This is a genomic window from Paenibacillus sp. ALE2 (genome assembly GCF_054113385.1).
On sequence record NZ_CM134213.1, the window covers coordinates 3200497 to 3227196 of the forward strand.

General features: G+C 43.9%; 24 protein-coding genes and 1 pseudogene. 15 read left to right on the forward strand and 10 right to left on the reverse strand.

Going from position 1 to position 26700, the window contains the following annotated elements; genetic code table 11:
• Positions 1–242 precede the first annotated feature (242 nt).
• A complete protein-coding gene (locus ACXHJ1_RS13965; protein ID WP_457904788.1) occupies positions 243–830 on the forward strand; it encodes a DUF4183 domain-containing protein in 588 nt (195 codons plus the stop codon).
• 39 nt (positions 831–869) lie between these two features.
• Here ACXHJ1_RS13965 and ACXHJ1_RS13970 read toward each other — a convergent pair.
• Positions 870–1480, reverse strand: a pseudogene (locus ACXHJ1_RS13970) (oxidoreductase).
• Positions 1481–1785: 305 nt separating this feature from the next.
• Here ACXHJ1_RS13970 and ACXHJ1_RS13975 point away from each other — a divergent pair.
• On the forward strand, positions 1786–2370 hold the full coding sequence (locus ACXHJ1_RS13975) for a TetR/AcrR family transcriptional regulator (RefSeq protein WP_457904789.1): 585 nt from the start codon (positions 1786–1788) through the stop codon (positions 2368–2370).
• Positions 2371–2444: 74 nt separating this feature from the next.
• The gene (locus ACXHJ1_RS13980) at positions 2445–3026 is read left to right on the forward strand and encodes an NAD(P)H-dependent oxidoreductase (RefSeq protein ID WP_457904790.1); all 582 of its coding nucleotides are present in this window, start codon (positions 2445–2447) and stop codon (positions 3024–3026) included.
• A gap of 153 nt (positions 3027–3179) precedes the next feature.
• Here the strand turns inward: ACXHJ1_RS13980 and ACXHJ1_RS13985 are convergent, their stop codons facing one another.
• Positions 3180–3842 (reverse strand): TetR/AcrR family transcriptional regulator, encoded by a 663-nt coding sequence (locus ACXHJ1_RS13985; RefSeq protein ID WP_290404889.1) that lies wholly within the window; start codon positions 3840–3842, stop codon positions 3180–3182.
• 193 nt (positions 3843–4035) lie between these two features.
• Between ACXHJ1_RS13985 and ACXHJ1_RS13990 the strand changes: the two genes are divergently transcribed.
• The gene (locus ACXHJ1_RS13990) at positions 4036–5259 is read left to right on the forward strand and encodes an aldehyde dehydrogenase family protein (protein ID WP_457904791.1); all 1224 of its coding nucleotides are present in this window, start codon (positions 4036–4038) and stop codon (positions 5257–5259) included.
• A gap of 391 nt (positions 5260–5650) precedes the next feature.
• Here the strand turns inward: ACXHJ1_RS13990 and ACXHJ1_RS13995 are convergent, their stop codons facing one another.
• On the reverse strand, positions 5651–6844 hold the full coding sequence (locus ACXHJ1_RS13995) for a glycoside hydrolase family 5 protein (RefSeq protein ID WP_045244271.1): 1194 nt from the start codon (positions 6842–6844) through the stop codon (positions 5651–5653).
• 337 nt (positions 6845–7181) lie between these two features.
• On the opposite strand from ACXHJ1_RS13995, the gene ACXHJ1_RS14000 reads away from it, so the two are divergent.
• The 11 genes from ACXHJ1_RS14000 to ACXHJ1_RS14050 all read left to right on the forward strand — a co-directional run bounded on the left by ACXHJ1_RS14000 (position 7182) and on the right by ACXHJ1_RS14050 (position 19102).
• Positions 7182–8198 (forward strand): substrate-binding domain-containing protein, encoded by a 1017-nt coding sequence (locus ACXHJ1_RS14000; protein ID WP_016821895.1) that lies wholly within the window; start codon positions 7182–7184, stop codon positions 8196–8198.
• 336 nt (positions 8199–8534) lie between these two features.
• Entirely contained in the window at positions 8535–9773 is a 1239-nt protein-coding gene (locus tag ACXHJ1_RS14005; protein WP_457904792.1) for a PTS ascorbate transporter subunit IIC, read from the forward strand.
• A gap of 74 nt (positions 9774–9847) precedes the next feature.
• A complete protein-coding gene (locus ACXHJ1_RS14010; RefSeq protein ID WP_016821893.1) occupies positions 9848–10189 on the forward strand; it encodes a cupin domain-containing protein in 342 nt (113 codons plus the stop codon).
• Between the two features lie 153 nt (positions 10190–10342).
• Positions 10343–10786, forward strand: coding sequence for a HEAT repeat domain-containing protein (locus tag ACXHJ1_RS14015; protein ID WP_016821892.1), 444 nt, complete (start codon positions 10343–10345; stop codon positions 10784–10786).
• A gap of 274 nt (positions 10787–11060) precedes the next feature.
• Entirely contained in the window at positions 11061–12821 is a 1761-nt protein-coding gene (locus ACXHJ1_RS14020; protein ID WP_167438608.1) for a cache domain-containing sensor histidine kinase, read from the forward strand.
• A gap of 2 nt (positions 12822–12823) precedes the next feature.
• Positions 12824–13624, forward strand: a complete 801-nt coding sequence (locus ACXHJ1_RS14025; protein ID WP_017426798.1) for a response regulator — start codon at positions 12824–12826, stop codon at positions 13622–13624.
• 136 nt (positions 13625–13760) lie between these two features.
• Complete coding sequence (locus ACXHJ1_RS14030; RefSeq protein ID WP_017426799.1) at positions 13761–15104, forward strand: extracellular solute-binding protein; 1344 nt, start codon at positions 13761–13763, stop codon at positions 15102–15104.
• Between the two features lie 26 nt (positions 15105–15130).
• Complete coding sequence (locus ACXHJ1_RS14035) at positions 15131–16012, forward strand: carbohydrate ABC transporter permease (protein ID WP_017426800.1); 882 nt, start codon at positions 15131–15133, stop codon at positions 16010–16012.
• A gap of 56 nt (positions 16013–16068) precedes the next feature.
• Complete coding sequence (locus ACXHJ1_RS14040) at positions 16069–16950, forward strand: carbohydrate ABC transporter permease (protein ID WP_016821887.1); 882 nt, start codon at positions 16069–16071, stop codon at positions 16948–16950.
• Between the two features lie 337 nt (positions 16951–17287).
• Complete coding sequence (locus tag ACXHJ1_RS14045) at positions 17288–18127, forward strand: hypothetical protein (protein WP_457904793.1); 840 nt, start codon at positions 17288–17290, stop codon at positions 18125–18127.
• Between the two features lie 462 nt (positions 18128–18589).
• Positions 18590–19102, forward strand: a complete 513-nt coding sequence (locus ACXHJ1_RS14050; RefSeq protein ID WP_031462000.1) for a stalk domain-containing protein — start codon at positions 18590–18592, stop codon at positions 19100–19102.
• 456 nt (positions 19103–19558) lie between these two features.
• Here the strand turns inward: ACXHJ1_RS14050 and ACXHJ1_RS14055 are convergent, their stop codons facing one another.
• From ACXHJ1_RS14055 to ACXHJ1_RS14085, 7 genes are all read right to left on the reverse strand, one after another.
• The gene (locus ACXHJ1_RS14055) at positions 19559–19978 is read right to left on the reverse strand and encodes an SMI1/KNR4 family protein (RefSeq protein ID WP_044787578.1); all 420 of its coding nucleotides are present in this window, start codon (positions 19976–19978) and stop codon (positions 19559–19561) included.
• Positions 19979–20416: 438 nt separating this feature from the next.
• Positions 20417–20890 carry an SMI1/KNR4 family protein gene (locus ACXHJ1_RS14060; RefSeq protein WP_457904794.1) on the reverse strand — a complete coding sequence of 158 codons (474 nt, stop codon included), beginning with the start codon at positions 20888–20890 and terminating at the stop codon, positions 20417–20419.
• 18 nt (positions 20891–20908) lie between these two features.
• Positions 20909–23875 carry an HNH endonuclease gene (locus ACXHJ1_RS14065; RefSeq protein WP_457904795.1) on the reverse strand — a complete coding sequence of 989 codons (2967 nt, stop codon included), beginning with the start codon at positions 23873–23875 and terminating at the stop codon, positions 20909–20911.
• A 25-nt stretch (positions 23876–23900) separates the two neighbouring features.
• Positions 23901–24380, reverse strand: coding sequence for a DUF4280 domain-containing protein (locus tag ACXHJ1_RS14070; protein ID WP_044787575.1), 480 nt, complete (start codon positions 24378–24380; stop codon positions 23901–23903).
• A 30-nt stretch (positions 24381–24410) separates the two neighbouring features.
• Positions 24411–25040, reverse strand: a complete 630-nt coding sequence (locus tag ACXHJ1_RS14075; protein WP_044787572.1) for a hypothetical protein — start codon at positions 25038–25040, stop codon at positions 24411–24413.
• A 12-nt stretch (positions 25041–25052) separates the two neighbouring features.
• Entirely contained in the window at positions 25053–25565 is a 513-nt protein-coding gene (locus ACXHJ1_RS14080; protein ID WP_457904796.1) for an imm11 family protein, read from the reverse strand.
• 12 nt (positions 25566–25577) lie between these two features.
• On the reverse strand, positions 25578–26681 hold the full coding sequence (locus ACXHJ1_RS14085; RefSeq protein ID WP_107734644.1) for a pentapeptide repeat-containing protein: 1104 nt from the start codon (positions 26679–26681) through the stop codon (positions 25578–25580).
• Positions 26682–26700 lie beyond the last annotated feature (19 nt).

Genomic DNA, 26700 nt, shown 5'->3' on the forward strand with positions numbered 1-26700 from the left:
GTGCATACAATACATAAGCATGAGAGGAGGAGGTGTATACGGCTGGTATGAGGAGACGCGATGCATCACTAAGAAGGCAAGGAAAGAGAGCGGTACATTGTAAGATCAACAAACGAAAGAAGTGTAAGCTCAGGTATCCATTCAAAGGTAAAACAAAAACGGGGCTGCATGCCCAAAAGCGTCCAAAGCTAATTATTATACGACGGCGCTTCAGAAATACTCCTGCCAAACGGAGGAGGAGAATGGAGCAGACAGGAAAGCAAGGTCTGCCAGGTTCAGTAGGTCTGTCAGGTGAAGCCGGGGTGACAGGAGCGTCAGGAGTACCAGGAGTGCCGGGAACTGCGGGAATACCAGGAATACAGGGTCCTGCAGGAACACAGGGAGCACCGGGAGTGCCCGGTCCAGCTGGAGCTCAAGGTAGTACAGGCGCAACAGGTGCACCCGGTCCAACCGGAGCACAGGGCGTAACCGGTCCTACTGGAGCCCAAGGTATAACGGGTCCAACCGGTCCGGCACCTGACATCTCCAATATTGAAATTGTCCCTACGGCTGAGCGGTATTTTTATTTTACTCCTGATCCGATTGAATCTTCAGTCACGATTATGGCGGATCAATTTTCTGTAGATGGTGTGCAGGGAGCTTCTCAGAGGTTTCATGTCGGAAGCAATAGTTATGCTAATCTGTATATTAACGGGATGTTACAAGAAAGAAAGTTGTTCAGTTTGACACCTTCATCGCTGACGATTCACCTCGGCGAAGGGGAGACAATTTCCTCCGGCACACCTATTATTGTGGAAATTGTTCAATTTAGTGTGCGATACAGTGCATGACATCGCTCGCGATAAATACTTCAAGTGATGGGCATTATTTTAAAACCAAAAATGGTTATAGGGTGCAGGTCCTTCAATACGAACACCGAGTTGTTCGGCTGCCTGTCTGGGCCAGAATGGATTACGCAGCAGTGCCCGGCCTACCGCAACCAGATCCGCCCGGCCATTACGCAAAATTTCCTTGGCTTGAATACCGTGAGTAATCAAGCCTACGGCTGCGGTAGCTATACCAGCAGTCTGACGAAATTCAATGACATCTATTCCAGCTTGCGAGACCCGTACAGCGGCATCTCTGAAGGCAAGCACAAGATTATGGATTTCTTCTAAAGATAGTGCGGAGGTCGCCCGTTCGCGGTGAGGCAAACCAGAGGCGGATACAGCTGTTTCTTGAGGCAACGAGCCCTTGCGTCCGACATGCCAAAGCTGCAGACCGACTTTAGAGCCTTGGTCATGAATGGCTTGCACCACTTTTGCAGCGGGGAAATGTGCTCGTCGTTCCATATGCCAGGGCTGCCCGAATCTTTTCCCTGCTGGGTGACTGCATGCACTTCAAGCATGATTAGCCCCACTTGTCCTAGCGCCCAAGCGCCGTAATGCAGCGTATGCCAACCGGTTGCTTTTCCGTCTTCTGCCGCTGAGACGGTACCCATGGGAGACATCATAATCCGATTATTTAGCTCTACATCACGTATTTGAAGTGGTTGAAACAGTAAGCTCTATTGGGTTCACTCCTTTTTATTAACGGTTCTAACGCCCACCTTATTTCGGTTACATATGTATTTTATAGGAATAAAATGAGGCAATACACGTATCATTTAACGTATTCATGAACATTCACTTATAAAAACATGGTATTTTAGGTTTATTACGATGGATTTTAAATTAAGCACATAGACAGGATGAGCATGCATAAACATGACTTGCATTTTAGTTAGTATTAACTTACTATAATTTTATGAACAAGAAAACACATGTAGACAGCAAAAAGAAAGATATTCTGCAGGCAGCGATGTGCTTATTTGCAACCAAAGGGATTGACGGCATTTCAGTCAAAGAAATTGGAGAGGCTGCCGGTGTGACGGATGCCGCGATTTATAAGCATTTTAAGAGTAAAGATGCAATGGCCTTGGAGGTATTCGGGCAATATTGTAATAGCTACACCACCTTAATTGACTTCTATCGCAAGCAGAGTGGGAGCTTCGTCAGCCGTTTCCATCAACTGGTGGATGAAGTGCTGAATATGCATGATGAGGACCAGTATGGATTGCTTCTACTATCACAGCATCATGAGCTGTATGTTGAAGCAAGCCAGAGCCAGAATGTGCGTCAGCCGCTGGAGGCGTTGACTGAATTCATCGAACAGGGGATTCAACAAGGTGAACTGCCGAAGCAGGATGTTCAGCTATCCGGTGTGCTCATCATTGGAGCCATTACACGCTTGTCCGTGTCCAGCCTGGAAGGGGAACTTCCACAGCAACTGGCTCCATTGGCAGCAGAGGTCAAACGACGTTTAACTGCTTTATTAAGTAAAGGTCAGTAAAGACCTTTTCTTTTTAAATATAAAGTTAGTGTTTTCTAACTAAAGTCATAATATGAAGGTAGGAAGTGGCTTATATGTCTAAAAAAATATTGGTGATTCAAGGGAATCCGGTCGCTGGCAGTTATGGTGAAGCGCTGGCTCAATCCTATGTAAAAGGAGGGAAGGCTGCAGGAGCAGAGGTTCGTTTGTTGCAGCTATCCGCGTTGGACTTTAATCCAAATCTATTAGGTGGATATCGTAATAAATTGCCATTGGAACCTGATTTGATCCAAGCACAGGAGTCGATTAAATGGGCAGAACATCTCGTTTTTGTCTTTCCAATCTGGTGGGGCAGCTTGCCTGCATTAATGAAAGGATTCATTGACCGTACCTTTATGCCGGGGTTTGCGTTTAAGTATCAAAAAGGAAAACCCCTGCCTGACAAGCTTCTAAAAGGAAGAACAGCCCGCCTCATTACAACGATGGACGGTCCGTACTGGTACTATCGATTTTTCCAGGGACAGCCTGGGCATCGGATGATGAAGGATTCCACACTACATTTATGCGGTGTCAAGCCAGTGCGTTCTACGACCATTGATCTTATGAATAAGAGGACAGATCAACAGCGTAACGAATGGCTGAGCAAGGTCGAGCAACTAGGTCGAAGCATGAGCTAGGTTGCCGGTTTGGGACCAGCGTGTTTGACCTAACCCAAAGCAACGGCCTGTGACCTACAGTTCCAGTATGGAACATACAGATTCACAGGCCCAGTTCATTTTCATTCATGGTGGCGGCCGTTAAGCCATAGTAGTTAGGGACAGCCCCTTGACTTATAAAGCACGATTGAATTTCTCGACAAAATGTTCAATGACGGGGTGAATTCGTGAGTCGTCCACTAAGGACATCTTTTCCGGTTTGAACAATTGAATTTTTTTTAAATAATAATAATCATTGAGGACTTGTTGAATGGTTATTTGGTTATAAAGCAAATACTTCACATTCATGATTTCCCGGAGCAAAATATCGTCTTGAAGTAAAATGAACTTCTCATTAATCGGATTAAAAACCCCTTTTTCCTTCCCATCTTGATAAAATTTAAGGGTCTGCAGTTCCCTTTTATCCAATGTAGTCTTCAAAACTTCGTACAATTCTGGAAATACCATTTGTAAATCCTTCAGAAACACATCAGATATTTTGCCAACTAACGATACCGATTGTTCAAACAATTGCTGAAACCAAACCCCGAATGATCGATCGTCATCCTCATTGGTACGATCCTCTAGCTGTTCTATATAGTCAACAAAAATGCGAACGACGCCTTCGATGACTTCTTCTTTTGAAGAAAAATTCTTGTACATCGTTGCTCTGCTAACATCCATGAATTTAGCAATATCGTCCATCCTCATTTGTTGAAACCCGTCCTTCATGAGGGACGGAATCAGTTTTTTCAGCAGCTTGTTTTTTGCTTTATCTTGCTGATTCTCCATTGACATTTACGCTCCCCCTTATCTGTTCCTTCTATTATACACGTTTCCAATAGGGTATAAACGATTTATACAATATATACAATTTATATGTATTTTGTTTACTTTGTTTTTGTTGTGTGCTATCATTCTTTTTAGCAAGAGCACGAAGGGGACATCTCCTAAATGAATTCAAAAGGAGTTATTTAAATGAGAACAATTAATGCAAAGACTACATGACGCAGTTATGAGAAAATTAGAAGTACTGATGGAGGCTAACATCAATGAATATGGTGCTCCGAAGACCGCTGCCATTGGCCGAGTTAAACTGGCGGCTACGAATTTTTTGGACACGAAAGAAGCACTTGAGGAATTCAATTTCGTTAAGTATATCGGGAAAGCGAAAGTAGTAGCAGAGCCAATTGGAGTTATTGGAATTATTACTCCCTGGAATGCAACTTACTCTCAGATTACTGCAAAGCTTGCTTCTGCCATAGCTGCCGGCTGTCCAGTGGTAATCAAGCCAAGTGAACTTAGCGCGATTCAGGCACATCTGATCACTGAATGTTTCCATGAGGCTGATATTCCAACTGGTGTTATTAATGTAGTTCATGGTCTTGGCCAAACGGTTGGATTCGAACTGACCCGCAATCCGGATATTGCAATGATCACCTTCACTGGTTCCACTCGAACAGGGAAAGAAATTCGGAGAGGTGCTGTAGATTCGATGAAGCGGGTCACGCTGGAACTAGGCGGCAAATCGCCGAATATCATCTTAGATGACGCTGATTTTTCCACGGCAATTCCGACCGCTGTAAGACAGTGTTATAACAATAATGGGCAAGCTTGCGTTGCAGGGACCCGCCTTTTGGTTCCCAAGCAACGGCTGGAAGAAGTGAAACAGATAGCTAAAGAAACTGTGAAACGCATCAAAGTCAGTAATCCCTGGGAAGAAGGCACAGAACTTGGCCCAATCATAACAGAGAAGCAATACAATCAAGTTCAGCGATATATTCAGTCTGGTATTGATGAGGGTGCTGAACTGGTCATCGGAGGTCTGGGGCATCCAGAGGGGATGGAACAAGGATATTTTGTTAAACCAACGGTTTTCGCTCAGGTGACAGAAGACATGACGATCGCCAAGGAAGAAATCTTCGGTCCCGTCTTATCCATTTTAACTTACGAGACGGAAGAGGAAGCCATCGAAATGGCTAACAATACAGATTATGGTCTCGGTGCCTACGTGAGTTCCTCGGACATTGAGAAAGCCAATGAAGTGGCAACCCAAATTGCTGCTGGTGTTGTACTCATTAACGGGGCAGGTTTTGAAATGAAGGCACCGTTTGGGGGATTCAAGCAATCGGGTCTCGGCAGAGAATACGGATTACATGGGCTGGAGGAATGTTTGGAGACGAAAACCATAACAGGCTATGACTCGGCTAAATAATCAAACACAGTGCTAGATCCTCTTCCCTTAACAACTCGGCATCAGCTCGCTTCGCTGATCCTCGAATGGCGAGTGCAACGAAAAGGTTAGATTGACCTTCAAAAAGAAAAAACACCGCAATGGGAGTGACTGGCTCGCATTGCAGTGTTTGGAATCGCTCGTGTTTTCCAATCCACGTTATACAATATAGATGCAACGATTAAAACAAATCCGATCACTAGACCAGCAGGACCCCAATAATGCATAGGGATAAAAAAACAAATTGTGCTGGGTTTCTATTCGATAGCGTTGCCCTGTTTTCATCCGTTTCTCCACCTTTTCGTAGTTCCAGCACAAACTGGACTGAAGGAGGGAAATTAGCTTTTTTAATAATCGGATTGAAGTCCTGTGACTATTCGGCTGCTGCTTTAGCTTGCTCCACTACGAAAACGACAGGCTTCATAATCCGGCTCAGCATATCCTGCTTTGGACGATTCCAGGTAACCCAGTCATCCAGCAGCAGACCGCCTGTGTCGCCGCTATTCGGATTCAGGGACCAATACGTAAAGTACAGGTTGTTGGCACCAATATAGTCTACGAGTGCATTTTGCCATTTACCCTCAGGGGAAGACGAATCGACATTGCGACCGCCGAATTCACCAACCAGCACTGGAGCTATGTTTTGCTTACTGATGTAGCCCCAGGTTTGATCCCAAATTGCTGGCAGGTTGGACGGGAAGGTCGAGTCGTTGAACCATGGCTGCGAAGACACACCAGGACCATAATCATGTGGTGAATATACGACACGGTTCGGCACGTCCAGTACGACAGGATAATTAGCCACACCTGTCAGGTTGCCGCCCCACCAATATTGGCTGTTGTTGCCTTGTACATTATGGTCCACACCTTCTACGAGAATCAGCCAATTTGGATTCACGGACAGAATGGCATTCCCTGCACGCTGCGCCGCGAGACGCCAGTCTGTGGAGACATCGCCTGTTCCCCAGCTTGCCTGACCGTGTGGCTCGTTGTGTAAATCTGCACCGATGACGGTAGGATTGTTTTTATAACGTTCAGCTAACATCTTCCAGTCGCTGATCCAGCGGGACTCAGGATACTGAGAGGTATACCATAGCTCGGATTGTCCACCTGAGCCTGGGCGGTGACGGTCAAGGATAATCTGAATACCGCGTTGTCCAGCTTTTTCGATCAGCTTGTCCATAATTTGAATCGGAGTCAATCCGACCAGATCAGGATTTTTGTAGTAATCAATACTGTCAGCACGGGAGCTGGAATCAAATAACTGATTGCTGTAAGGCAGACGGATGAGATTATAGCCTTCCTTTTTCACCTGATCCAGCATGTCGTCCATTGAGCGGCTCCACAGTCCATGCAAGGTGTAATTAGGGGTTTCCAGGCCGAACCAGTTCAGACCGTTAAATGTGGCCTCTTTCCCGGATTCATCTACAATCTTGTTTCCTTGGGTGTGATAATATCCTTTCACGCTGGCTGCATCTGCCGAAGGTGGAGTGTACCCATACAGTGTAAGGCCCATGACGAGGGAGGCAATGACGAAAAATGTTTTTTTGAACCCTTTTTTCTTCATGATTCTTGCTTCCTCCTTTATATAAATGGTATTGTAACTGATTACATTTTCATTTTATGTTCAAATCTTCCATCAAACAAGTTCATAAAATTCGTATATTTTTAAGATTTTGTTCGAAATTATTAGATTTGCAACAAGGTATATTTAGGTTAGGAGTCCAGCATTTATGGGGTAGGGGTATGGGGTGAAGGCACGTTTCAACTCATATTTATTATATTTTCCTCCTGTAAAAGAAGGTATATAATAAAGGAAATTCACATTACATACAGGTTGCAGAGTACAGATATAGTGAAAATGAGCACATGCCTAATACGCAAATATAGAAAGGGGGGGAATCATGGTAACAACGATGAAAGAAGTCGCAGAACGTGCAGGGGTGTCGAAGAGCACAGTTTCGCAGTTTCTGAATAAAAGATACAACTATATGAGTGAAAGCACCAAGAAGAAGATTGAGCAAGCGATTGAGGAGCTCAGTTATATTCCCAATGAGGTGGCGCGCAGTCTCAAGCAAAAGAAGACTTTTATTGTGGGGGTTATTTCTTCAACTATTTTGTCGAGATTTACAACAGAGATTGTGCGCGCGATTGAAGATGAATGCCAACTGGAAAATGTCCAGGTCATTGTCTGCAATACCGATGATGATTCCCTCAAAGAGAAAAAGTACGTCCAGTCGATGATTGCTCGGCAAGTGGATGGACTTATTATTTTTCCTACAGAAGAGAACAAAAAATTATATGTTTCCCTTGTCAAAAGCGGCTATCCGTTCGTGTTTGTGGACCGAAAAATCGATGAAATCAGCGTAGACACGGTGCTGTTGAATAATGAAAAAGCTAGCGAGCTTGCGATTGAAGCGCTGATTGAGCATGGTCACAAAAACATTGGCATCATCACGTTTCCTCTAGGCAAAAAAGCGATTACTACACGAAGTGAGCGGCTATCCGGCTATAGGAATACACTCGGCAAACATGATATATCCGTGCATGAAAACTATATCAAAAGCGGCAGGCTGGATGAAATGCCTGATCTTATTAGACAACTATTTCATATGGAGAACCCGCCTACCGCAATCCTTGCTACGAATGACATGATTTTGGAGCAGGTGCTGATCTATGCCAAAAATAATCATCTGACCATACCTAACGATTTTTCCTTGATTGGGATAGATGATGTATCCTTTGCATCTTTTTATAATCCGCCGATCACTACCGTTTCCCAGCCGAGTTTTGAAATGGGGAAAAGAAGTGCGAGGCTACTGCTCGATAAAATCGATCAAAAAGAGCAGGAGCAGCCCTCAGAAATCATCCGTTTGAATCCGGTCATTAACCACAGAGAATCTGTCCAAAAGTTAAACTGAATAGTTGGAATAAGTATTTTTTCTTTTTGAAAACGTTTTTATGGATTCTATTGTAAAAAGAAAATAAAGAGCTATAATGATCTTATGATTCGAGTCATGAATACCCTTTCATGTATGTATGTATGTTGCTGAGTGTAGTGATGACTGCAACTTAAAAGAAGGGAGGAGTGAACCCTAAACGGAAATTTATGATTTAACTTGTACTAAAATTCACAAAAGGCAGTTCTACTTCTTTTTACATTCCCGGAAGGGAAATTTTTTTCAAGCATTACTAAATCGATTTAGTAAGAATGAAAAATATATAAAAGAAGGTCGGAGATCACTATGGAAATGTTTATGAGCATTATCAGAGAGCCATCCATCATTATTGCGATTGTGACATTACTCGGTCTCGTATTCCAGAGGAAGAAAGTATCCGAGATCATAACGGGAACCACCCTTTCTTTCATGGGCTTCACCATGATCAAGGTCGGCGGCGGAATTTTAGGAGGCGTGCTCACAAACTTCAGCCAAATATTTTCTTTTGCGTTCAACCTTAAAGGTGTCGTACCAAGTAATGAAGCTATCATGGCACTGACCATTGATCAGATCGGGGCGGATGCTGCACTCATTTTACTCTTTTCGATGATTCTTAACATCGTGCTTGCGCGTCTGACCAAGTTCAAGTACATTTATTTGTCTCTTCACTTGATTCTGTTCATGAGCTTTGCCGCTACAGCCGTTATGAAAGGTCTGGGTCTCAGTTCGCTGACTACAATCATCGTTGGTTCTTTGGTCATTGGGAGCTACATGGCGGTGTTTCCTTACCTGCTCCGGAATGCCAGCAAAAATATTATTAAATCGGATGAATATACAATTGCTCATGCTTCCATGACTTCTTACATTCTCGGTACCTATCTAGGAAAAGTTTTAGGCAATCGTGAACATGACACCGAAAATGTAAAAATAAATGACCGCATCAGTTTTTTGCGTGATCCCAATGTGGCAACGACCTTGACGATGCTGGTGCTTTTGTTGGTATCTGGACTGGTTGCTGGTTCTGATTATGTCAGAAAATTATCTGATGGCAAAGAATACCTCGTCTTTATCCTCGAACAATCAGCTACTTTTGCTGCCGGCTTGTATATCGCAAAAGCAGGTGTTAAGCTGTTCACGACTGAAATTGTACCCGCTTTCAAAGGCTTCTCCCAAGTGTTTGCACCTGGAGCAATCCCTGGGGTAGATGTTCTGGTACTGTTCGACAAATCACCCAATTCCGCGTTGGTAGGCTTCTTGGTCAGCTTTTTCACAGGTGTTGCCTGCGTCTTTCTTTTCCCGCTTATCGGACTGCCTGTTATTGTACCGGGGATCATGGCCTGTTTTCTCGCTGGCGGTGCAGCTGCGATATTTGGCAATTCTAGCGGTGGTTTTAGAGGAGCAGTCATTTCCAGTTGTCTTAATGGCTTCTTGCTCTGTCTGCTGCCGGCTCTCACCTTACCGCTCTTTTCTTTTTTGGGTGCGGAAGGAGTGACATTCGCCGATCCCGACTTTACTACCCTTTCCGGATTACTTTGGCTTATTTTCCGCTGGTTTTAAACTAAACCGATTTATGAATCTTTAAAAATAACTCATCTTAAATAGATTGGGTTCTAAATGAGGAGGAATGATTCATGTTTTATTACGATCAAGATATTCAAATGGACACAGTAGACAGTAATACGACCCGGAAAGTGTTGGCCCACAGTGACCAGTTGATGTATGTCAAAGTGATGTTTGCTAAAGCTCAAACTGGGGAGATCCTGTTGCATAAGCATGTCCATGAACAGGTCACTTATGTATTGAAGGGAAGCTTTAAGTTCATGATCGATCATGGCGAAACCAAGGATGTGCAGATTGTTAAAGAAGGAGACAGCATTCATTTTCCATCTGACACTCTTCATGGCTGCATCCCGCTGGAGGATGACGGAATTCTGCTAGATGCATTTACACCAGCACGTGCGGACTTCTTATAAATCTCCTTACTAAGCACGGCTCTTATTAAATTGGAATCCACTACATTTCATTCTGATCTTTTTTAGAAGAAGACCTGCAAGTATGTTATATTTAACAAACGGCAATCGTGATAAACAGCAGTGTAGTGATTTTTAGAAAAGGATGAGATTATTTTGGAAAACAACGAAACTCAGCAGGAATTTGCAGAAGTATATGAGCAGCTTAAGGTGGCTGCAAACCGAACCTCCGATTGGAAAGCGCGTCTAGCTGCGGTGAATGATCTGGGTGCATGGAAGAACCAGCAGACAATTGACTTGCTGACGCACCGAATGAATAATGATATGGTATATGCTGTTCAGGAAGCCGCTTACCACAAGCTTCAGGAATGGGGAGAAAACGTACAGCCGCCTGTGCGCAAAGAGGGTGAGCTTGTTAAGGGGCTGACGAAGATTCTGGTGCGGATTAAAAAAAGCCTGCCAGCCGACCATACCTATAACGATTTTCGCGAGAAGCTGCACAAGATGAGAGTTGATATTTATGACGCATATGAAGGCGACAAGGGTGCTGAATTTGATCAGTGGCTGGAGCAAAAATGGGCTTCGTTATCCACAAGATAATGTCTGAACCCTGTCATTGAATGTAATGCTGAGGATTATTATTGGTAATGCAAACGAAGTCTTAACAAGGATAAGGTGTTATCTTTGTTAAGGCTTTTTTAATATATATCGTTATTACGTGTTATTTTCAAACGTAATGATTCCAAAGAGTGCTGGTCGTTTTCATTAATCTCTGCTAAAAAGATGCCAACAAAGGGGAACGATGCGCTAGAATAGAAAATAGAAAGCGTTATCATTATCAACTTTTCTGCAATGATTCAGGGGGAGAAGGCTTATGCGTTCAAGGTTCCAACCATTAAACACATTGCGTAATCAGATTTTTATCGGCTTTATATTGGTGATGCTCATTATGATGAGTGTGGCGGGGGCGTTCATTTACCTCAATGTCTCTGACCTGTTAAAAGACAGCGCCGAGCGGCATATTGGTCAGACCGCAGTACAAGCAAGTGGCAGACTGGATGCATTAATCGGCCAGATGGACAGCCTGACGGAACAAGTGGCGAATCATCCATCTGTTCAGCATATTTTGCTGGAGGAGCGCAATGGGGGCAAGGTGACTTTCGGACAGCGTCAATCGCTACTGCAAGTGATGCATAGCTATCAGGCCTATATGCCGAGCGTTGGCTCGCTGGAGCTGTATACTGCCGAAGGGAAGATGTTGTTTCCAATTAGAGAAGGCAGTCTGGAGGACCGTATCGGACAGGCGGACATTCGGGAAGCAAATGAGATGAAAGGCAGGCTGGTCTGGATCGGCATAGATCCTGAAAATCCCCAGTCGCTGCTGGCGATTCGGCAGGTGAGCCTGGTAGATCGCTGGTTTTCACGCGGAGGATATCTGATTACCCGCATGGACCGAAGTTATTTTGGGCTAAATGGTACGTCAGCGACCAATGAAGAAGCAAATGAGACCATGCTGCTTGTAGATCGTGGAGGCGAGTTGCTATCGGGTGAGCCTATGAATCAGACTAATTTATTAGATGTATTGCACAGCAAGACACAGACGGTTCATATTGGAGAGCGCGAGTATGTGAAGGCAGTTCAGCAATCGGAACGGACCGGCTGGTCGCTGCTGATCCTCATTCCAGTTAGCGTCGTCACAGACGGAATTACGGTTTTACGGACGACACTTATTATTTCGGCGTCTCTTGGTGCCGTATTGTTCCTGTTCATGTCTTTTATGTTGTCAACATTGATTACCAGACCGATAGGTCACTTGATTCAGGCCATGCGTCGTTCACGGGAAGGGGCATTGGCCCTGAATCCAGAACCGGCAGCAGCGGTTGAACTACGGGAATTAAATGCAGAGTACAACACGATGATTGTCGATATCAATGAATTGATCCATGTCATTTGCGAGAAGGAGGCTTTACAAAGCCAGACCGAGCTTAAAGCACTGCAAGCGCAGATCAACCCGCATTTTCTTTTTAACACGCTGGATGCTTTTAACTGGTCGCTACAGGAGAAGGGAGAGGAAGAACTTGCCGGGCTGATGGTGTCCATGTCGCGGCTGTTTCGTTATGTGATCGAACCGGCTCACCATGACTCTTGGGTGACACTTGGAGAAGAAATAGCACAAGTCCGTCGTTATCTGGAACTGATGGAGATGCGCCTGGGCGAACGCCTGAGCTGGCAAATTCATATGCCACCAGAGGCAGCAAGAATTCCGCTTCCTAAGCTGCTGATCCAGCCCATTTTAGAAAATGCAATCTTACATGGTGTCGAAAATCGCATCGGCAATGGCCGTGTTGAAATTCGAATCACTCCTTCGGCGAGGTTGGGCTGGACTAAGATCGAGGTTGTAGATAACGGACCTGGAATGACACAGGAGGAACTTGCAGCTGTGCGTACAGCGTTGATGGAGGGATCTGCTTGTCAGAGCAAGGGAACTGGTATGGGACTGGTTAATGTGCAGCGCAGGCTTGCTCTCTATTATGATAGCGCATCTTATCGAACGGACGGCGTGCTGATCCACAGTGCTGTGCAGGAAGGAACTGTGGTCGCTTTTGAAATTCCTGATGAATACGGGGGGCGGTAGGAATGAGTTTTTCATCCAAGACCATTGTTATTGTGGACGATGAACAAAGAACACGTCAGGGGATACATCAGACACTGGAGCAGTGGGCCTCCGGGAAATACCGAATTATGACATCGGGGAATGGCCTGGAGGCATTACATATGCTGCAAGCGGAGAGGGTTCATCTGCTCATTACAGATGTTCGTTTGCCGGAATTCAGCGGGCTGGATTTAATTCGCTCTCTGGAACGGGAGTCATATCGTCCGGCGATTATTGTGATCTCGGGATATGCGGAATTTGATTATGTCCAGCAGGCGCTTCGTCTCGGAGCCGTTAATTACTTGCTCAAGCCGATTGATAAGCAGGAGCTACTGAATGCGGTAAATGAAGCACTTCAGCTGGAAGAGGAACGGCAGCGATACAAGAAGCTAGACAAGCTGGCTGACCCTGTTCTGCTGGAGCTTGACCTCCAAACGGCTACGCTTAGCGATCCGGTACGGCAAGCCTTCGCCTATATGGCGGAGCATCTACACGAGCCCATTACGATGGCACAGACTGCGGCGCATTCACATCTGAATGCGAGCTATTTTAGTGTTTTATTTAAGGAGCAAAGTGGTTTGTCCTTCAGCGAATATCTGCACCGGTTGCGGATTCAACGGGCCAAGGAGTTGCTGCTGCATACCCAGTTGACGATTGCCCAGATCGGCGAGCGCTCAGGCTACCGGACAGATAAATATTTTATTAAAGTATTCAAAGCGACCGAGGGGGTAAGTCCCAGTCGTTATAGGCAGCAGATGCGTAAAGGACCGGAGAATATCGACTGACATATAGGCTGCTCACAACCCAATAAAAGTGGAATTATACCCAATGAGCGTACCCTGTTGGAAGCAGGAATAGAGTGCTAAACTTACAAATGATAACGGTTACAAAAAATATAATTACAATAACGGAGGTCTAACGATGTCCAACAAGTATTCAGTTCGTAAGCGCTCACATCGAAAATGGGTTGCTGGGTTGACCCTGCTGCTGTCATTCATGCTAGTGCTGTCCGGTTGTGGTGTTGGTAAGGATGGTCAAGGCGGTTCCAGTGGAGCAGGGGGCAAGGTTACGCTCAAAATGATGCACCTGTGGCCAGAGGGAAGCTCGGCACAGCAAAGCAAGCTTGTAACTCAGATTATAGATCAATACCAAAAGGATCATCCGAATGTCGTCATTCAGCAGGAAGTGCTGGAAAATGAACAATACAAAAACAAACTCAAAGTGCTATCAGCTTCCAATGAATTGCCCGATATTGGTATCACCTGGGCGGCGGGCTTCATGGAGCCTTACGTTAAAGGCGGATTATTTACGCCGATGGATGACCTGCTGCAAGGTTCCAAGCTGAAGGACAAATTCGTACCGGGAACGACCGATGCCTATGCGCTGGATGGCAAAACGTATGCGCTTCCGATCGAATTGAACATAACACCCATTTATTACAACAAAGCCATATTCCAAAAATACAACTTGAAGGTACCTGCGACATTTGATGAATTTAAGCAGGTGGTGAAAACACTCGTAGATCATGGAGTTGCACCGATTGCATTGGGCAATAAAGATCGCTGGACGGGTTCGCTTTGGTACATGTATCTAGCAGACCGTATAGCAGGTAGCGAAACGCTGAAAAAAGCAATTGACGGCTCAGGATCGTTCGATGACCCTGGTTTAATACAGGCGGCCTCCGAAATTCAGACGCTGGTGGATATGAATGCCTTTAACAAAGGATTTAACGGCTTGTCCAATGATGAAGGAAAATCCGAGTTTATGAACGACAAAGCGGCGATGTATTTGATGGCTACCTGGGAGTTGCCGAATTTTACGACTAATCCCGAAATTCCACAAGCATTTAAAGATCAAATTGGCTTCTTTAAATTCCCGATGGTTGCAGGCGGCAAGGGCGACGAGAACAGCTGGGTAGGAGGTCCGGGAGTAGGCTTGTTCGTTTCGGAAAATTCCAAAGTGAAAGAAGAAGCCAAAGCATTCGTTGAATACTTCGTAGAAAAATGGGGAGAGCAATCGGTCACACAGGCAGGCGTTATTCCGGCGACAAAAGTGGATACCTCCAAAGAAAAATTGCCCAAGCTGTATGTCGATCTGCTGAATGGGCTGAACGAAGCCAGCAACATTACATTATTCGCTGATGTTCAGATGAAGCCGAATGCGGCACAGGTGCATTTGAATATGATTCAGGCGTTGTTTGGTAAAGCGGTGACACCGCAGCAATTTGCCGACCAGCATAAGGCTGCCATTGAGAAAGGAAATTGAAATTGATCACCTAAGGAGGTCTGACCGTGGAAAAGGTCATGTCCAATAAGCTCGTCATTGCTCTCTATGTGTTGCCTTCACTGCTGTTGTTATTCGCCGTGATTTATGTGCCCATCGTACTGACCGGCTATTACGGTCTGAATCAGTGGAATGGAATCGGCGCTATGACTTTCGTAGGACTGGATAACTATCAACATTTGTTCACAGACGCGGCGTTTTGGCAAAGTGCCTGGCATTCACTGCTGCTGGCCTTGTTTTCAGGTATCAGTCTGATCGGTTATCTGGTCGTTGCGATGATTTTGTCAGGAAAAATCAAGGGAGCGAACCTGCTGCGGAAAATTTATCTGATTCCCATGCTGCTGTCTTCTGTAGCGATCGCTCAATTGTGGCTCAAAATGTATCATCCGACCAACGGAGTGCTGAATTCCTTGCTGGCGTCAGTCGGAGTTCACAACCCGCCCGAGTGGTTAGCTAATCCGTCTCTGGTGCTGCTTGCCTTGTTCATTCCGATTATTTGGCAATATGCAGGCTTTTATATCCTGATCTATTATGCCGGACTGAAAAACATTCCCGAAACGCTGATGGAGGCTGCCCGCATCGACGGAGCCAGTGCCTGGCAGATTGCGACTCGTATCAAATTGCCTCTGCTGCGCGAGGTAATTAACGTGACGATCATATTGTCCATTGTCGGCTCGCTCAAATATTTTGACCTGATCTACGTCATGACGGACGGTGGGCCAAACGGAGCCAGTGAAGTGATGGCTTCGTACATGTACCACCAGGCGTTCCGCAGCTTCGATTTCGGATATGGTAGCGCTACAGCCTTTGCTTTGCTGCTCATCTGTCTGGTTGCTACGTGGGTGATTCGCAAGGTGACCGCTACTAGTGACACCATCCAGTATTCATAGGACATTCATGTAATTAGATCATGGGTAACAAAGGACAGGAAGAGGGAGGAACGGATATGAAAACCCAGGCAGCCGCCAACTATCCGCTTGGAGTCGCTACCCGCGGCAAAATGTTAACTCGGGTCGGTTATGCCGCTTTGTATATACTTTTGATCATCTTGGCGGTGACACAGCTTTTACCACTGGTATGGCTGATGCTTTTCTCGCTTAAAAATAATCAGGAAGTGTTTAACCTTCCACCGTTTGCATTTCCGTCCCAGCCGCATTGGGAAAACTATATGAATGTGTGGACCAGCGGCAATATCGGGCGGTATTTCTTCAATAGTGTGTGGATTACGGTCATATCTGTGGCGCTGACCGTGCTGCTCGCCAGCTTTGTTACATTTGCCATTACACGGATGCGTTGGAAAGGAAGCCAACTGGTCCTCGGGCTCTTTATGGTCGGACTCATGATTCCGGTCCATTCGACCTTGATCCCGCTATTCAGTATGTTTCTCAAACTGCACTTAACAGACACTTCAGTATCCATCATCCTGTCGTATGTCGCTTTTAATCTACCGACCACGATGATGATTTTGCTGGGCTTCTATTATGCCTTGCCCCGTGAAGTGGAAGAAGCGGCCGTGATGGATGGATGTTCCGTCAACCGGATGTTCTTCCGGATTGTGCTGCCCATGACCACCCCCGTCATGGCAACGACGTCTATTATTAACATGATCTATAACTGGAATGAGTTTATTTTCGTGAATACGTTCATCAGCTCCGACGAAAACAAAACACTGACCGTCGGCGTTCAAAACTTTATCGGACAATATACGACCGATTGGGGAGCGATCGGAGCCACGTTGATGATCAGCATTTTGCCCATTTTGCTCGTGTTCCTCATTATGAGTGACCGGATTGTGGAAGGAATCGCAGCCGGGTCGGTTAAAGGGTAAAGCAAATTCCCCTGATTAGAAGAGCACCCCCTAGTGTAGACATTGGAACAAGCCTCTTGGTTTGTCCGGTGAATGCTAGGGGGCATTTTTTTGTGAGTTTAGTTTGTGGTGAAGGGAATACATAAATGAATCAGTGCACGTTTAAAGTGCAGTAGGCGTAATTGCTACAATTAGAATGCTGATGCTTAAGGACCTTCTTAGAAAATAAATAGTGAGCAAACAAGAAGGGGATGAGGCTATGTTAATTTTGGTAAGTAGATCTTTATCTCCTAATAAACATGAAGCCTGTTGTTCGCTGGCCAGCTTTCGATTATAGCATTATATTAAAATGTGGAGAGTGAGTTTATATTATGTTAAAAAAACTAAGATTACTCTTTCTATTCTACTTATGGCTGTTTCCATTCCAAGCTTGGCTGCAAATGCTCAAGGTCAAGAACCTTCGTCGAATGAGTTTAACCAATACATTAAAGACGCTATTGAGCAAGAAATCCAACTGGCGGCTCCTGCGGCTGCAAAAGGGATATCAACATTAAGCAACAAAGATTTTGATCATTCTGTTGATAGCCTTATGGAAAAAGGAGTACTTAAACAGGATACAATTCAAAAAATCGAAAAGTTGCAGGATGCCGAAGTGGTTATATTGAATATTGACGAAACTGGCGATCTGGTTGATGCTACTTCTTCCAAACAAGGAGATATTAAAGACCAATTTGAAAAGAAAGTTACCGATGCAACTTATAAAAGCGATGAGCTGGGTGAGTGTAAAGTGAGCGACCATAAAATTACCCTTCAATCTACTTTATCGAATAGAGGCAATACTGTTGGAAAGGAGACAGGAGCATTTCATCGACTTCAAACGCCAGCTAGCAATTCATCCATCGTGTATAATGGTGTAATGGCAGATTCTATCACCCTACCAACTTACGATATTGCAAATGCCGATGATGATAATGAAGCTGCTTATATGTATACAGGAATAGATGGAGTCGCGGAAGTTGGGTTTGAGGGTTTGAGATCTAAGACTACTCCAGCCGGGTGGTATCCTGTTTTCCATGCAAAGGTACTCCATACTGTCAACGAAGGAGATGACAACGGCTATAGCCAGCCGAATTCTAGAGATATAACCTATGTTTATAGATCTAAAAGATTTGATAATGGTGCTACTATAAATGGATAAAAGTATTTTACTATGCTGGAAAATCTGATGAGCCTACTTTAACCATTAGAGAGCAAATTAATTATTCCAATATCTATGTGGTTAAATTTAATGGACTGGGTACGACTGGACGGTCTGTTAAGAGAGTGACTGCTATAGCTATGAATGGAGTATCAAATAGTGCTACTTCTTTTAAGCATGGATTCACATCTGCTATTTGGAATAATATTCGCTTTTTAGTAAATAACAGCGCTAGCGCGAAATATCCCCAAAATGTAACCAATTTAAATGATGATGTGTGGGATCATGGTGGAAGAATTGATTATACGAATAGTAATAGTGTCGAGAAGTACTCATTCTATGCCCGATAAAATATAATATTACAACATTCTAAATGTAATAATTGGAAATTTAGTTTATTGGGCAGTTGATCCAAAAAAATCGAAGAGGTTCTGGTTAATGAATGGAGAGAGGTGATACACTATGTTAAAACGTATAATTTTGCCCTTAGCTTTTATCTTTGTGTTCCTTTCTTCTGTCTCAGTTGAGAGCGCACATGCGGGATCTAAATTTAGTTATAATGTTGAAGTTTCTGTAAATAACAGCACTTTGACATTAGATCCATTTAGAGAGAAATCCACAAACGAAAATAATAGCATTTTGACAACAGACGTCAGTCCGTATATAGAGAGAGCCACCAACACAGTATATGTCCCTATTAAATTCATATCTGAGGGCTTGGGAGAGTCTGTCTCGTGGAACAGACTTAAACAAGAAGTTACAATTAAATCGAAGAATGGTACAATTATACGATTAACCGTGGGTAGCAAAATTGCATACGTGAACGATGAAGAAAAGATGATGCCAAGTGCTCCCGATATGCCGGAATATCCAAATCGGGTTATGGTTCCTCTTAGATTTGTTTCGGAAGTTCTAGGAGCTACAGTAAATTCAACTACGATCAATGGAACATTACATGTTGACATTAAGAAATAATGCTTGATAGTTTAATGGGTAACAAATCAATTGCTCTTAAAGTCTTGTTGTAGAGTTTGAGGAACAATAATAAATTTTAATGTCTGGTAAAAAAAGTTTGGAACAGAGGGGAAATTCCCCACGTCTTTATACTGAAACCCGCTCATTGAGCGGGTTTTTGTTTTTAATCACTTTTAATTTTAGACCAAATGTAGATATGAAATATTAAGGCATCGAGTTTGGTGACCGATCTGACGTAGCGCATTTTCCATCCCGTAGTTTTAGTGTGTGTATGCTAACTCTGTTGGGGGGCAAGCATTATTTTTAGCTGGAAGAGGCTATTCCTAACTCATAGTCAAGTTAATTTGTGTTTGTTTTAACGGTAGTCATGTATGATCTTGTCGCTGGGGTCGCATACATTTTTACACCATAATATTATTAGACGCAAGTGATAACTTCATAATATGTCCATCTCAATTATTCTTCTAACATATCAAGAAAACTATTTACATTATCAGCGATTTTTTCTGTAACTGGATCATATTCGTCTGACTCCTCATTGTACCAAATACAAATTACTGGGTCGGTCTTACTTTCGCTAAAATCTAGACAAATGAAATCACCTGCAAATAGGGCTGCAAATGGTACTAATTCAGCACCTGTTATGTCTCCATCGGAAAGTATCCTTTCATCTAACTGACTGAAAACAACCTTGATGTCATACATCCCTTTGTCATGCTCGCCTGGATTGTCCAATAAACAAAGAAAACGATCAACTACATACCTATTAGATTTATATTCAAAGAATCTAGTTATTGGAATAGCACCATTCTTTTTTGATATAAATTCTTTGAAATCTTTAGGAAACCTAATTTTGAAATTCTCTTCCACACGCATAATTAAATTTCTATCTGGAAGAGGGAAAATTATACTTTCATTCTGTATTTTTAAAATATTTCACCTCTCAAATTAATGTCGTGGATCGTCTGCCCAGTTTCCTTTTGTTCTTCCCCCATTATGCTTGGTGATGTTATGAAATACCTAACTGGACTAGGGCTAAGACAATAACAAAAACAAGCCAATGATGGTAGTATCTAACCATAATGACCTGTTCAGTGTATTTGTTAAATAGGATATCCTTTTTTAGCACTTTCGTGTGTACATTTCATCTCTCAATTTATTTGAGGAAGTTTTATAAAACATTCCATTATATCATCAGTAGCACCTTCAACACTTCCAGCCCCTGCAAAATTAGGTCCACTTGGACTTAGACGCCCGACTTATTTGGGCTGGGTGTAGTCTATTCATCACGTGCTAACATGAACTAGAAAAACACTACTCTTTTAGCATTTCAAAAAATTCAGATATATTTGGGGCGACCCTTTGTGTCACAGGAGAAAACTCCTCCGACTCTTCATGAAACCAAATAACTACAGTAGGCTCTTCCGTTTCTCTAAAATCCAAACAAATAAAATCCCCTGAAAAAAGCGCCGCAATAGGAACTACATTCATCCCCACTAAATCTTCGTTATCAGTTAATCTATCACCTATTTGAGTAATAATAACTTCAATATCATACCATCCACTAATAGGATCAGCTTCACTATCATTCAATATACAAAGAAATTTTTCAATTATATATTCATGATGACCAAAACTAAACACATTCGTGATAGGTACAACTCCATTATTTTCCTTAATAAAATTCCTATAAGTTTCAGGAAATGAGACTCTCAAGCTTCGCTCAACTACATTCAATAATTCGTCGGTTGGTAATGGAAAAACAATTGTATTAACATCCAATCTCACTGTTTTCACTCCCTATTCTTATCTTTTAGCATGTGCCCAACCACCTGGAGCCCTTCCACCCTTATGATTTATGGAATTATGTATTCCAAAAGGTACTAATTCCATTCTACCGTCAATTTCAGAATGATGCCATGTTGTTCCAGGTGGGCGTGTTCCACCTGGAAGTTGTGAATCAAGCCATTGGAACTGTTTAGGATCAGATTTCTTCCAATAGTCTTTCGGCAACTGTAAAATAACAGGTTTCCCCTCTAACTTTATGATTAAATCAGCTTTCTCAAAATCAGGATGTCTTGTACCAGGCTTCATAGGTACATCAGGTATTTTCTCTAGTTCTTTCGCTCGTTCTCTAATTAACTTAATTTGCTTTTGTGTTAGAGTATCTCCCCCTGGTACATTTCTCCACTTCCAGGGGACGTTTGAGTTAACTTTCTCTGCATAAACTGTAGCAAAGTCATCTAATACTTCATCAAAATTCTTATTACCTGACAAGAAACCATCAATGTTTTTTAAATATGGTTGCTTACTACTACCACTGCCACCTTCTCCCGTGCCTTTAGTGCTCTTACCACCTGTGTACTCTCCTGATTCTAACGCATCAATCTGCTTTTGTCTCTCAGGCGAAATCTTTGCACCGGAACCTTTAGAATGTGGGATGTCAGGACCAGGATCATGAAACCGATAATGACCACCAGCAGTTGCGAAGATGGGTGACCTTTTAGTTAAACGAATATTCATCTTTCTAGATACACTTTGCAAGTAACTACCCAAGGATTCAAAATTGGTTGGAAAACGGATGGCATTTGTTTTGAATTTTCCATCTCCAATCTTCGCCAGAGCAGAGTCGGCCTTTGCTGAATCTCCGAATAAACCCGGCGCGCCACCTTTACCGGCTTTCTTTTCTTCAGTTTCCTTGAGTCCCTTAGATAAGGAGGCTTCTTCTTTCCCCAACTTTCCCAGCTTTCTAACTAACTTTGTACCGCCTTTAACAAACGCATAAATGTCTGCAACACGTTCAACGGCCTTGATGCTGTCGTATCCTGCATCGTAACTTTCCTGTTTGGTATCGATCAATGGATTAGGGAAGAAATTATTCAATTTTCGCTCAATCGGATCGGGTATGCTTTTTATGCCATCCCATACAGTTTCAAGGTCGTGAACCACATCTTTCTTTGTTTTCTTCCCTTGGAATGAATCGGCAATATAGTTCCAGCCAAACTTCGCACCGTTCTTAATGCCCTCGAGCGTCTCATTGCGCTCCAGAAAACCTTTACCAGTGTAATTTCCCGGCATAACAAGAGGGGTCATTACCATGGTCCCCATATCCACTATATCGACAACCGAGTCCCATACACCGCCTATAAATTCCAAACCCGCATCCCATTCTCCCTTGAGGGTGGCACCTACGTTTTCTTTAGCACGAGCTCCCATTACACCTTGGATTCCCTTTTCAGCGACTTGTTTCTCAAAGTCAGATAAGATCGGATCTGGGTAGTATTGATGGAGGGAAGCTTTAAGCTGGATTTCCGAACTCACGCTGTTGACTTCCTGTTCCAAATCAAGCGTATCCGTTGTTGTATTCAAATGTAAGCCGTTGGTTCCTTGCAGCAGAATACTACCTGCCGAAAGACTAAGACTGCCTGCGGCTTGAATTTGTACACGTTGGGTGCTGTTCAGGCTGACACCGTTATGGGTATTCATGGAGATGTATAGTGATCCTTCCTGCGCACTCATCGACAGCTCGGAGTTCCCTAAGGAAATTTCTTTTCCTTGTGGATTTGCAAAGGATTTAACCCCAGGATCGGCTGTTTTACGCTGGTGACGTTCTGCAGGTGATTCGATCACCGCACCTTGAGCTGCGTGAGATGAAGAGACAGCAACACTAGATGGTTTCGTTCGGACCGATTGTATGACCATCGCATCGTCTTCGTCTGCACTTGGAAAATACAGCTTCACCTGTGCACCCTTTTCCGGCATCAGATACCACACCTGATTCCCTTCTGCAGAATAGGGGAACCACTGGGCATCCCTTGGATTTTGATGACCGTCTATATCCAGATGCAATCGAACCTGATTCCGGCTGACCTCCAGTATTTTTCCTTCGATAGCCGCGCCAATGATCGTTCGATTATAGATTTTAGGAACCTTCAAGCCCGCCGACAGGGCGCATTCATACGACCAAGTCATCAAGCCACGAATCAATTGACCCTCACGTTTGGTGATGACGTAAGTTTCGTGATTGCGTTCAACTTCATCTCCCAATTGCAGCATTTGATCCCACTCAAAGGTATACCGAGTGTAATCTCCGATGTTTGCAGATCTCCAGCCGTTCGCCTCCTGATCCAGATAGGGAGCGATCTTGCGTTGTAACGAAAAAGGAACCTCTTTCAAATGAATATGCTGCCTGGCTTGCGGGATTCCGATCCAAATTTGTGCATGGTGTGAAACGATATTGGGGACGAGCAGGGCTCCCACATGCGAAGCCAGCCGTTTTAAAAAAGTCCAATCCGTCTCCTGATATTGCATGATAAACTGGCCTGTCGCTTTTTTCTCAAAAGCTTCATCGATCTTATCCGAGCCTTTATAATCGGCCAGCACTGCATCTACAATTCCCACATATTTTTGATTGATATGTTGAAAGGAACGATTTTTGAGCTGCGTATCCAGCTTGAAACTATGAGATATGATGTCGAGGGTTACCAAGACCTCCTGGTGCGTGTGCTCCACATCTACGCAGTATAGTTGCCCTATGAATAAGGGATGCTTCTGATCTTTGGCATCGGAATACCATAGCTCAACTTCGTCGTCGCTACTTGCTTTAGTAATGATCGTGTCTGCTTGATTGCCCTCCAAGACGCCCGTAATCTTCAGTCTGGCATGTTCTCCGAGCTCGTGATTCATATGGACATTACGAAGACGCAGCTTGCCATAGGGCCAGGTAACATGTAGATGCTGATAGGTAAAACGGTCTTTCGCTACGATGTTCATTCCTGAATCTCCTTGCTTGATAAAGTCAACTGTCTTGCCCGTCATCGAGAATCGAGATGATGCCCCCACCACTAGGTCCTATCGCAGAAGAGAGGGTACCATCATCACTGGGGTCTATCATGAAATTGAACGTATTAGTCAGAACATCTTGGCAGCTACACATTAAGGTCGAATTGTTGAGTAAGGCGGGTGCCCCCTCGATCAATACGTCTTCTTTCCCACCGGTCCACTTGGACCCAAATGCAATCTCAGGTTCGCAAGGAAGACCATGCTTCAATTTACACAGACCAAAAGCATTGATTTTGCTAATATTGGCTCCACAAATGGCATCATCCACGTTCAGAACGGGCTTATCTTTAATGAAGACACCATGGCTGTACATCATATTAAGCACACCAGGGTCTGTACCTTGACTGCACTGTAACTTGGCTCCTCTCACCACATAGGAATGTTCTCCGCTGAGCGCCCCCTGGGCCAAAGCTTTAATAAGTAAAGGTAAAAACATATAAGTACCTCCTTGGATAAAGGTATAGAATCAAGTAAGCTCCGACCATGTCGCAGTGTGCAGCATGGCATAGGTTAACGGGACCCAGAGCGAAGCATCCTCCAGCTTAAATTGGCAACTCCCGATCACAGCTTTGCCACGCCAGGAACGCACAAAGACAATCTGATAATAGGGAGAGGGGGAAACTAGAAAAATAGCTTCATAGCAGCCAATGATGGTATCTTGAATAGAAAGAGCCTTTTCATCCACAAGCTTCATACTTGGTTGTGCGCGACTCGTTTGCTCAATCAGCTGTTGTTGATAGATTTCTATTTGCGTAGGGTCAAGTGCTTGCCCGCTTTGGTGCAGACCGAACAGGATTCCCCCCAGCTTGTCCTGAACAACGAAGCTTTTCGACGAAGCTACCGTCTGTCCTGCTCGAACTTCTGGAATAAGAGAGTCAGGCAGAGAAATGGTGAGTTGATTTTCAAAGACAGGAAGGGTTTGAAACCGAATTTCCTGTCCATCTGCCAGCGTTAGTGAGCCTTTCGAAATTCCCTTCATCGCTTCTTCAATAGATATCATCATCCAGCTTTCATCGTTTTCTGCTGTACTTAATTGCTCTTTCAATATTTGTTGGTGATGCAGTTTTAAAAAAAATTCATCCCAATGCTCCGTCAAGGTTGAACCTCCTTATAAGAGTTCTAGCTTTTGTAGCTGAAAACCACTCAAGCTCCGCCGCAGCAAGCTTTCAGCCGCTTCCAAGCTAACGATGAAATAAGGTTCTCTCACGTTGGAAAGTCGGAAAAAATGGTGTCCATTCACCTTTTGACTATCCAGCACAAGTCGTTTTAGGGTTTGGTCGTGCGGATAAAATTCAGTCTGCTCTGAAATGCCTTCCACAGAGGGAATGGATAAAATCCAATATAATTCCTGACGGCTAGGTTCCCGGTTCACGATATACACCTGCTTAAAACGAGCTTGTGTATTGTATAATTCTAGAATTTGTTTCATAGGATCGGAAAATAGTGGTTGGGAGGTTGAAAACGGGAGCCAGTCCGTATACTCGGCATCTTCTGTCGCATGAATATCTAAAACCTGAGCTGGAGGCATACCAACGAATGGCGTTTTAAAAAGGTCTAAATTCATCGGTTCCATGTTTCGGGATACACGATGATCATCGACCAGCACATAATAATGGCGCATACATATTCCTCCTTATTCCGCCCACATAATGGATTGACACTGTGCTTCGCTTAGTTTCCAATGCTGTTGGTATCTTCGCGGGACAAGGGTTCCTTGCATCGAAGCCCCCTCAAAATACGCATGTTCAAACGAATGTACATTCGTAAAATCGGCCCCATCCAGGATGGAGTGTTCAAAATGAAGGCCACATAACCCCGGAACCCGAACTCCATGTTCCCGATAAGGCTGTCCGCTGGCACCGCAGAAATGGACACCCTTTAGATTGCTATATCTAAAATCTGCGTCGGTCAGTAAACATCCCTGAAAGCTAGCTCCTTCTATATTTGCTCGTTGCCAGCTGCTCCCGATTAATATACAGGTATGGAACTGGCTTTCCCGTAAGTCACTATGGTTAAAATCGTTATAACGCAAATCTTTTTGCATCAGCTGAAGATGGGGAAGAGAGAGCCGCTTTAGGTTTTCGTAAACAAAGGGTTCTTCTTCACTGGAGTGAATCAATTGCTCTCTCACATGATCTGCAAGAAGTGCTTCCTGATCTTCGACGTATAGATTCTCGCTGATATCCTTGTATTCGCCCGTTCGGATGACTACACGATCAGCTTTATGAATAGCGAGATACTCAGGCATTTGAACCACTTCTGCCATGCCTAAGCGCAGGAGGGAGTTCACAAACTGGTGAAACAAAGGAGCGGATTCCAGTATCAATCGTTCAACGTCCACTGAAGTGATCGTCCCCATATATATTTTTCGTTCCTGCTCCAAGGCTTCCAACATGGTACTCATCGGTCCATAAGCCCATGATGCATCATAGGTTAACTTGCAATCGGAATCATCTTCGTACCATTCAGCAGAATAAGCTTCGACCATATACAGGTAGGATTGCTCCAGCATCTGAGTGCGTAAGAACGAATAGTGAATATATCCAATGGGTTCTTTTTGACCTTGTTGCTGCATGTTCAAAATGTGTATACACAAATCCCTGAACGATTCTTTGAAGTCGGAGATCAATTGAGCTTGGTAGCGGTGAAATATGGCTTCCAGCCTGTCCAACTGAATGTCCAGCAAAGGTGTAAAATGATGCTCTTTAAAATGGTGTAATGCCGCTTGTTTATTCATCTGCTAGTTCTCACCTTCC